The 9,170-nt window shown below is 70.3% G+C and carries 9 protein-coding genes, 1 other RNA gene and 1 pseudogene; 2 read left to right on the plus strand and 9 right to left on the minus strand.

Translation table 11 applies throughout. The annotated features are described in order from the left end of the window. Positions 1–3 precede the first annotated feature (3 nt). Positions 4–492 (minus strand): pyridoxamine 5'-phosphate oxidase family protein, encoded by a 489-nt coding sequence (locus FJ108_10905; protein ID MBM4336405.1) that lies wholly within the window; start codon positions 490–492, stop codon positions 4–6. A gap of 53 nt (positions 493–545) precedes the next feature. On the opposite strand from FJ108_10905, the gene FJ108_10910 reads away from it, so the two are divergent. Then, complete coding sequence (locus FJ108_10910) at positions 546–1,571, plus strand: hypothetical protein (protein MBM4336406.1); 1,026 nt, start codon at positions 546–548, stop codon at positions 1,569–1,571. Between the two features lie 115 nt (positions 1,572–1,686). Further along, complete coding sequence (locus tag FJ108_10915; protein ID MBM4336407.1) at positions 1,687–3,534, plus strand: response regulator; 1,848 nt, start codon at positions 1,687–1,689, stop codon at positions 3,532–3,534. Here the strand turns inward: FJ108_10915 and FJ108_10920 are convergent. From FJ108_10920 to FJ108_10955, 8 genes and pseudogenes are all read right to left on the minus strand, one after another. Next, positions 3,531–4,361, minus strand: coding sequence for an alpha/beta fold hydrolase (locus FJ108_10920; GenBank protein MBM4336408.1), 831 nt, complete (start codon positions 4,359–4,361; stop codon positions 3,531–3,533). The genes FJ108_10915 and FJ108_10920 overlap by 4 nt on opposite strands. A 41-nt stretch (positions 4,362–4,402) precedes the next feature. After that, positions 4,403–4,996: a GTPase domain-containing protein gene (locus FJ108_10925; GenBank protein MBM4336409.1), complete on the minus strand. Its 594-nt coding sequence runs from the start codon at positions 4,994–4,996 to the stop codon at positions 4,403–4,405. Positions 4,997–5,003: 7 nt separating this feature from the next. Continuing rightward, entirely contained in the window at positions 5,004–5,501 is a 498-nt protein-coding gene (locus tag FJ108_10930) for a roadblock/LC7 domain-containing protein (protein MBM4336410.1), read from the minus strand. Positions 5,502–5,661: 160 nt separating this feature from the next. Next, positions 5,662–6,270, minus strand: a complete 609-nt coding sequence (gene recR, locus FJ108_10935) for a recombination protein RecR (GenBank protein MBM4336411.1) — start codon at positions 6,268–6,270, stop codon at positions 5,662–5,664. After that, positions 6,267–6,581 (minus strand): YbaB/EbfC family nucleoid-associated protein, encoded by a 315-nt coding sequence (locus FJ108_10940; GenBank protein MBM4336412.1) that lies wholly within the window; start codon positions 6,579–6,581, stop codon positions 6,267–6,269. The genes recR and FJ108_10940 overlap by 4 nt, the downstream gene beginning before the upstream one ends. Before the next feature lie 29 nt (positions 6,582–6,610). Then, positions 6,611–8,194, minus strand: coding sequence for a DNA polymerase III subunit gamma/tau (gene dnaX / locus FJ108_10945; protein MBM4336413.1), 1,584 nt, complete (start codon positions 8,192–8,194; stop codon positions 6,611–6,613). Between the two features lie 53 nt (positions 8,195–8,247). Next, positions 8,248–8,346: signal recognition particle sRNA small type (ffs, locus tag FJ108_10950), an RNA gene on the minus strand. Positions 8,347–8,471: 125 nt separating this feature from the next. Beyond that, positions 8,472–9,170: pseudogene (locus FJ108_10955) on the minus strand (M20 family metallopeptidase).

A 9,170-nucleotide genomic window follows, 5' to 3' on the forward strand; every position in this document is an offset into this window, starting at 1 on the left:
GCACTACGAGCCGTCGGCGCGCCAGGTCAGCACCTCGCCGCCGCGGCCGAGCAGCACGCTGCCCGGGAACACGCGCAGCCGCCACGGCTCGAGGCGAAGCGCGGCGAAGCTCGCGTCGGTGGGCTTGGTCCAGCCGGGGATGATGGCGGGGTCGTAGCCGACCGGCGCGGGCGCGTCGCGGAACAGGTTCCAGACGCGCGTTCGCGTCTCGTCGTCGAACGCCCACTCGGCGCGGCACTCGGCCAGACAGGTGTCCTGCGTGGTCGCCCAGTAGTTGAGCGAGAGATACGGGCTCTGCGCCAGGTGCGCCCGCTTCAGCGGCGTGGGGCCGGTGGCGATCCAGCCCGAGAGCTTTGCTCCGTCCCAGACCCAGATCGGGTGCAGCACGCGCGAGCGCGGGCGGCCGCGGCGATCGACCGTCGCCGCGCTGCACCAGACGATGCGATGGGCCATCTCGACGAAGGCCGGGCCGATCTTTGCAAGCTCCGTCATGCGCAGCTCCTTTCGAGGTCCGAAGCGAGAGCATACTCGGGTACTCTCTCGCGATGGGCTCCGCGCTGGCCGAGAACGAGACGTTCCGCTTCGACCGACTCGAGGACCTGGCGCGGCTGCCCTGGTTCGACGTGGACGGCGATCGGCTGGTGGTCTCGGACGCCTCGGTCGGGCCGATCATCGACATGCACGCGCACTACGCGCTGCCGGCGATCTGGCCGCTGCGCTTCGACCTGGAGCGCGAGAGCGAGCGCACGGAGCTGCTGCTGCCCTGCTGCAGCCGCCACGACCTGGACGTCTACGCCAATCACAACTTCGGCGCGCTAGGCGTGAAGCAGCTGAAATCCGAGCTCGTGCTCGGCGGCGCGCTCGGCATCGGCAAGCGCTGGACGCACACCGCGCCCAACCGGGCGCGCGACTGCCGCGACATGGGCATCGTGCACAGCGCGATCCTCGCGATCGACATCGGCCTGCCGAGCCGCCACGTCGCGGACTCGATCGCGGCCGCGAAGGCGCGAAGCTCGACCACGCCGTTCGGGAGCGTGCACCCGCGCCGACGTCGCCCGCGCGAGAAGCTCGAGGAGCAGCTCCACGCGGGCGCGCGCGGGCTGAAGCTGCACCCGCAGCTGCAGAAGTTCCTTCCCGGTGCGGACGAGGCGATGCCGCTGTACGCGCTCGCCGCGGCCGAGCGCATTCCGGTGCTCTGGCACTGCGGGCCGGTCGGGATCGAGCTCGCGTCCGCGCGCAAGTTCGTGCAGGTGCCGAGCTACGAGCGGCCGCTGGCCGAGTGTCCCGACACCACCTTCGTGCTCGGCCACGCGGGCGCGCTCGACTCCGACCTGGGCCTCGAGCTGCAGCTCCGCCACGCGAACGCGGTGCTCGAGGTCTCGTGCATCAGCCTCTCGCAGCTGCGCCGCGTGATCGATCGCGGCGACCCGGACCGGATCGTCTACGGCACGGACTGGCCGTTCTACCACCACGCGCTCGCGCTCGCGAAGGTGCTCGTCGCGACGGAAGGCCGGCCGGAGCTGCGCCGCAAGATCCTGCACGACAACGCCGCGCGGCTGCTCGGACTGTGACTCCGCACTGCCGCTGGCGCGTGCGGGCGCAGGCGGTCACCGCCGTCCGTCACTGATCCCGCGCTCGGCGCGCTCTCCCTCAAGCCGGGCGCGGGTACCGGTCGAAGCCATCGGTATGGAAGAGATGGGCAGAGCCGAGCCGCAGCGCACGAGGCTGCTGGACTGGTTCATCTCGCCCGCGATCCGCGCGCGCGGAGAGGATCAGGTCCGCCGCGCTCGCGTTCTGGTCGGGACCAGCCTGATCGCCTTCGCGATGGTTCCGGTGTTCGCAGCGAGCTTCCGCGGGCTGCTGCCCCGCGAGATTGCGGTGCCGTTCACGCGCACTCTTCTCGCCACGCTGGTCGTCCACCTCGCGCTTCTGGGCCTGCTGCGACGCACGGATCGGATCGAGCAGGTGGGGCACGCGATGTGCGCCTCGCTGGTCGCCCTGCTCTCGTACCACAGCTGGCTCGCGGGCGGCGCGTCGAGCCCGGCGAGCCTGCTACTCGCCTACCCGCCGCTTCTCGCGCTCACCGTCGTGGGCTTCCGCGCTGGCCTCGGCTGGGGGGTGGTGAGCGCGGGCTGCCTGATCGCGCTCGATCTCGCGCCGCTCACGCCGTTTGCGCCCCCTGCGCACGGAATCAGCCCGGAGGTGTTCGATCTGTTTCGCGCGATCACCATGGCGACGCTGATCTGGATGATCCTGGGGCTCGGCCACGCGTACGACATCTCGCGCACCGCGGCGCTCGACCGAGCGCTCGATGCCGAGGCGACTGCGCTCGCGGCAAGCCACGCGAAGAGCGAGTTCGTCGCCAACATGAGTCACGAGATCCGCACGCCCATGACGGCGATCCTGGGCTACGCCGACGAGCTCGACGAGCGGCTCGCGCTCGGGCCGCTCGGCCCGGAGTCGCGCGAGATGATCGACGCGATCCGGCGCAACGGCCGCCACCTGGTGGCGCTGATCAACGACATCCTCGACCTCTCGCGCGTCGAGGCCGGTCGCCTGGACGTCGAGCGCATCTCGGTCGATCCGTTCGCGCTCGTCGACGAAGTCTGCTCGCTGATGAGCGTGCGCACCGCGAGCAAGCGGCTGGATCTGCGCGTCGAAGCGCGCGGGCGGATTCCCGTCTCGGTGCGAAGCGATCCCACGCGGCTGCGCCAGATCCTGATCAACCTTCTGGGCAACGCGATCAAGTTCACCGAGAGCGGCGCGATCGAGCTTCGAGTCTGGCACGAGGAGCTCGGCAAGGGACGGCTCTGGTTCGCGGTGAGTGACCCGGGCATCGGGATAGCGCCCGAAGCGCAAGCGAGGATCTTCGAGGCGTTCACGCAGGCCGACTCGTCGATGACGCGCCGCTACGGCGGCAGCGGTCTGGGTCTTTCCATCTCGCGCCGCATGGTGCAGGCGCTGGGCGGGGAGCTCGGCGTCGTGAGCGCGCCCGGCGCCGGCTCGACCTTCACGTTCTGGGTCGAGTCCGGCTGGTCGCCCGACGTCGCGGTTCGCGAGGTCGACGGCGATCCGCGGGGCTCGACGCGCCCGGAGCCCGCGGCCGGGATTCCCGCGCGCGAGGTCGCGATCCCCGACGCGCGCATCCTTCTGGTCGAGGACGGCGACGACAACCAGCGCCTGATCAGCGGACTGCTGCGCTCGCGCGGTGCGCGGGTCGAGCTGGCTTCGGACGGAGAAGCGGCGCTCGCCTGCTTCGCGCTCGCAGAAGAACAGGGCACGCCGTTCGACCTGGTGCTGATGGACATGCAGATGCCGCTTCTCGACGGCTACGCCACCACGCGCGCGCTGCGAAATCGCGGTGCGACCACGCCGATCATCGCGCTCACCGCGCACGCGACCAGCGACGATCGCGAGCGCTGCCTCGCCGCGGGATGCGACGACTTCGCCACCAAGCCGATCCAGCGCGCGAAGCTTCTCGAGCTGGTCTCGATTTGGGCGACCGACGCCAAGCGCCGGAGCGCAGCGAGCTAGCTCGGCGAGAGATCCCGCTCCTGCTCGGCGAGGAAGCGGATCACGAGCCGGTTGAAGCGCGGCGCGAGCTCGGCCGCGATCAGGTGGCCGGCGTTGGGCAGCAGAACGAGGCGCGAGTCCTTGATGCGCGAGGCGAGCTGCCGCGAGAGCACGGGCGGGGTCAGGATGTCCCCCTCGCCGCAGACCACCAGCGTCGGCACGCGGATCCGGTCGAGCCGCTCGAGCGCGTCGTGCGCGATGCAGGCGTCGGCCTGTCGCGCGAAGACGCGGTCGTCCATCGGCGCATCGTCGCGCAGGTAGAAGCGCCACATCGCCTCGATCAGATCCTCTTGCTCCATGGTCGCGTCGCCGATCGTCCAGGCGAGCCGGTTCTTGATCCGGATCTCGGCGGGGACCTTGAGCTCGACCATCCGCTTCCACAGGTCGAGCACCGCGCGCCGTTTCGCGTCGGCGCGCGCGTAGGTTCCGGCCAGGACCAGCGACGCGAGCCGCTGCGGGTGCTCGAGCGCGAGCTCCTGCGCGATCATGCCGCCGAGGAATCCACCCAGCACGTGCGCACGCGCGAGCCCGAGATGGTCGAGCAGAGCGCGCGCGTCCTCGGCCATCTCGGCGGTGCTGAACGGGCCGCCCGGATCCTCCGACTGCCCGGCGCCGCGATTGTCGAAGACGATGCACGGGTGGCCTGCGCGGATCAGGTCGGGCACGGTGACGGTGAGCCAGCCCTGGCAGGTTCCGCCCATTCCCATCACGAGCAGAAGCGGCGTCTTGGGTCCGTCGCCGTGGAGCTCGTAGTGGATCGAGAACCCGCGCGTGCGAAAGCTCGGCATCGGCGGATCTTACTCCGCCGGCGGCGCGTCCCGCGAGCGGGCTAGCGCGAGCCCTTCTTCAGCTCCTGGAGCACCAGCCGCGCGAGCGCCTTCAGGGTCTCGAAGACGCCCTTGCCCGACTGCGCGGCGGCTTCGAAGTCGGCGATCTTCCCGGTCGGGTTCAGCGCGGACTTCAGGTCCTCGATCGGCACGGCGTTGGGCAGGTCGCGCTTGTTGTACTGCAGCACGACGGGGATCTTGTCGAAGTCGTAGCCCTGCTCGCGCAGGTTGGCCTTCAGGTTCTCCAGCGACTCGACGTTCGCCTCGAAGCGCTCCTCCTGGCTGTCGGCGACGAAGACCACACCGTCGACGCCCTTCAGGATCAGCTTGCGGCTCGCGTCGTAGAAGACCTGACCCGGAACGGTGTAGAGGTGGAAGCGCGTCTTGAAGCCGCGGATCTCGCCGAGCGAGAGCGGCAGGAAGTCGAAGAAGAGCGTGCGCTCGGTCTCGGTGGCGAGCGAGATCATCTTGCCCTTCGCGTCCGCCGCGGTCTTCTCGTAGATGTACTTGAGATTGGTGGTCTTCCCGCACAGCCCCGGTCCGTAGTAGACGAGCTTGCAGTTGATCTCGCGCGCGCTGTAGTTGATGAACGCCATGGGATCTCTAGTCCGAGAACAGGTTGTCGATGTCTTCGTCGCTGATTTCGGCGAACGGCGAGGCCGGCCCGTCCGCGTCCGAATCCGATTCCGCCCTCTTGAAGATCTCGTCGAACAGCTCGGAAAGCTTTTGCCCGGCCTTCTTCACGCGCAGCCGGACCAGTCCGAGCGAGCTTCGGTCGTCGAAGACGACGACCAGGATGATTCGCTGCGCGACCAGCGTGATGTGGACGTTGTCGCGCTCGCCCTGGTGGAAGTGAGTCGGGAAGTCGGGCTCGCCGATCACCTTCGCCAGCCCCTGCGTGGCCGCGACGTTCCCGGCCACCAGTGACGCGAGCGACGTGGTGTCGATGCCCTTGAGCTCGCCCGCTTCGGTCACGAGCTGACCGTTTCGATCGACCAGGAAGATCGCCTTGGCGTTCGCGTCCTCGACCAGCCGTTCGGAGACGGCGAGAAGCTTGCGATGGTCGTCCTCGAAGAGCACTAGCTGCGGCGTCAACGACATCGCCTCGGCCCCTTTTGATCTCGGCGCAGTCGAAGCTCTAACACTTCGATCCGTCTGGGAAATCCCGGTTCGCAGACTAGCAGAGGGCGATTTCGCCAGACAAGCCGATTCCAGCTGTCGAATCGGCGGATGCCGCGGGATCTTGAGAATCGGCCCGGCTCTAGCTCCGGAACGAGCGGCGATTCTCGAGCGATTTCCGGACCGTGATCGGATCGACGTATTCCAGATCCCCGCCGATCGGCATTCCGTAGCCGATCCGCGTCACGGGCACCCCCGACATCGCGAGTCGATCGGCGACGTAGAGAGCGGTGGCCTCGCCTTCCGGGTTGGGATTGGTGGCGAGGATGACCTCGTCGATCCCGCCGGACTCGACGCGCCGGGCCAGCGCGTCGATGCGCAGCGCCTCGGGCCCCACGCCGTCGAGCGGCGAGATCGTGCCGCCGAGCACGTGGTAGCGGCCCTTGTAGCCGCGCGTGCTCTCGATCGAGGCCAGGTCGGCCGGCTCCTCGACCACGCAGACCAGCCGGGCGTCGCGCGTCTCGTCGCGGCAGATCTCGCAGGGCGAGCGCGAGGTCAGGTTGAAGCAGACCTCGCACAGGCGGATGTCGGCGCGCAGGCGCAGGATCGCCTGGCCGAGCTCCGCGGCGTAGCTCTCGGGCGCAGAGAGCAGGTAGTACGCCAGCCGGGTCGCCGTCTTCTCGCCGATTCCCGGCAGGCGCCGCAGCGCCTTCACGAGCCGCTCGATCGGCTCGAGGCTCGAATCGCTCAATTTCCACCGCCCGGCGGGCCGAAGCCCAGGCCCGGCGGCAGCGAGAACCCGGTGACCTGCTGCATCGCCGCCGCGGCCATCTCGCGCGCACGCACGAGCGCCTGGTTCACACCCGCGCAGACGAGATCCTGGAGCATCGCCACGTCGCGCGGGTCGACGGCCAGCGGGTCGATCTTCACCTCCAGGATCTCGAGCGCACCGTTGGCCTTGACCTCGACCATCCCGCCGCCCACGGTCACCGACACGCTCCGGTGTCGGAGCTCCTCCTGCACGCGGCGCAGCTTCTCGCCCATCTCCTGCGCCTGCGCCATGACCGCGCGAAGGTCGAACGGGGGCTCGGTCACGGCGCGCCTCGGCCCGGGGGCGCCAGCGTTCGCGAGTCGACGCGGATCTCGCGCAGCTCCGCGTCGAGCGTCTCGATCACCTGGTGCACGCTCGGGTGCGCCTTGGCCTCGGCGCGCACGCGCGCCTCGAGCGCCGAGCGCTGCTGGTGGCTCAGCACGGATCGGTCGGGCGGCAGCAGCGCGCCGTCGCGCGCGTCGTCGATCGGGGGCGCGAGCTCCGCGTCGTCCGGGGTCGGCGGCTCGGGCTCGGGAGCCGGTGCAGCTGCGGGAGCAGCTGCGGCTGCAGGTGCAGGCGCAGCCACGAGCGCAGGCACCGCTGCAGCCGCGGTCGCGGGCGCCGACGAGACCCGCGGCGCGGGCTTCGCCGGCGCGGCCGGCTTCGCGACGCGTGCGCCCGGCCCCGTCGAACCGGAACCGCTCGGAGAGCCGCCTCCGCCCGGCGCACCGTCGAGCGCGTCGAGCTTCTGGATCAGCGCGGCGAGCGTCTCCGCCTCGGGCAGCGTCGCCAGGCGCAGCACCGCCATCTCGAGCGCGTGCTCCTGCCGCGACGCGAATGGAAGCTCGCCGATGCGCGAGAGCAACACGCGGAAGAGTCGCTGCAGCGTCTCGGGGTCGTGCGGCCGCGCGCGCTCGCGAAGCTCGGCGATCGCCTCGGGCGCGGCGTCGATCATTCCGGTCGGGTCATCGACCAGGCGCGCGACGACCAGATCGCGCAGCTCCGCGAGCAGATCTCCCGCCAGGCGCGCCGGATCGATGCCCCGCTCGAGCACGCGGCGCAGCGCCACGAGCGCTGCAGCCGGGTCGCGCGCGAGCACCGGCTCGAGCACGCCGACCAGAAGCTTGCGGTCGATCAGGTCGAGGATCTCGATCGCGTCCTTCTCGGCGACGGTCTTGCCGAGAGCGCTCGTCAGGCGGTCGAGAAGCGTGAGGGCGTCGCGCCCGCTGCCCTCGGCCTCGCGCGCAATGGTGCGCAGCACCGCTTCGGGCACCTCGATCCCATCCGCGCTGCAGATCCTGCCGAGCAGCGTGAGCAGCTCGGCGCTGCCCAGCCGGCGCAGATCGAAGCGCTGCACGCGCGAGAGCACGGTGATCGGGATCTTCTGCGGGTCGGTGGTCGCCAGGATGAACAGGCTGCGCGGCGGCGGCTCTTCGAGCGTCTTCAGCAGCGCGTTGAACGCCGGGGTCGAGAGCATGTGGACTTCGTCGATGATGAAGATGCGGTGCTTGCCGGGCGCGGCCGCGTAGCGGACGCTCTCGCGGATCTCGCGCACGTTGTCGACGCCGGTGTTGCTGGCGGCGTCGATCTCCTGCACGTCGAGCGACGTGCCCGCCGCGATCTCCAGACACGGCGAGCACCTCCCGCACGGCTTCTCGGTCGGGCCCTCGTCGCAGTTCAGCGCGCGCGCGAGGATTCGCGCGATCGTGGTCTTCGCCACACCGCGCGGACCCGCGAGAAGCAGCGCGTGCGGCAAGCGGCCGAGCCGGATCGCGTTGCGCAGCGCCGTCACGACGTGCCGCTGGCCCTCGATCTCGTCGAAGGTCTTCGGCCGGAAACGCCGCGCGAGAACCTCGTAGCTCATCTCGGGGGAGTCATTGTCAGGGGAGAACCTCGGCCAGGTCCATCACCGCGGGTGATCGCTGGGCCGATCCGACCACCTGGAGAGCACCGCTACCGTTGCTTCCTTCCGGACCTGGCGGGGTTCACGGACCGACCACCGGCCGGGACCCAGCGATCACCGGCGGTGATGGACGCCCGGACTCTAACTTGGCCCCCGCCGAAGGTAAACCTGCGCCCGGCGGCGCTTCGGGCGCTTCGGGCGCCTCGGGCGCCTCGAGCGTCTCGCGAGCGAGCTGGCGCAGCAGGATCGCCGCGAGCGTCGCGCGCTCCGACAGGCTCGGAAGCTCGATGTACTCCGCGTCCGTGTGGGCGCCGCCGCCGCGCACGCCCATCGAATCGAGTGTGGGAAGCCCGACCTCGGCCATGATCGAGCCGTCGGTGACACCGGCGGAGTGCACGGGCTCCGGCGCCGCGTAGCGCAACGCGAGCGAGACCCCGCGGTGCGCGGCGAGGAGTCTCGCGACCTCGGGCGTCTCGGGCTTCGGCGGCCGGTGCAGCACTCCCCAGAGCGCGGCGCTGGTTCCCGCGCCGTCGTTCGCGCGCGCGATCCGCTCGAGCTCGCGCTGCACCTCCTGGCCCTGCGCGAGCTCGTCGAAGCGCAGGTCGATCCAGGCCTCGGCGTGCGCGGGAACGATGTTGCGTTTGGTGCCGCCGGAGATCGTGCCGACGTTCAGGATCACCCCGCGCTCGTAGTCGGTGAGTGACTCGATATTGATCACCTTGCGGGCCAGCGCGACGATCGCGCTGCGCCCGTCGCGCTGCGACGTGGCGACGTGCGAGGCGACACCTTCGACCGAGAGCTGGAACTGGCCGACGCCGCTTCGCGAGCGCGCCATCTCGCCGTTCTCGGGCGAGGGCTCGAAGACGAAGCCGATCTGCGCGCGCTTCGCCTCGGCCTCGATCCGGGGGCGCGAGCCGAGCGAGCCGATCTCCTCGTC

The sequence above is a fragment of the Deltaproteobacteria bacterium genome, assembly GCA_016875225.1.
Taxonomy (GTDB): Bacteria; Myxococcota_A; UBA9160; order SZUA-336; family SZUA-336; genus VGRW01.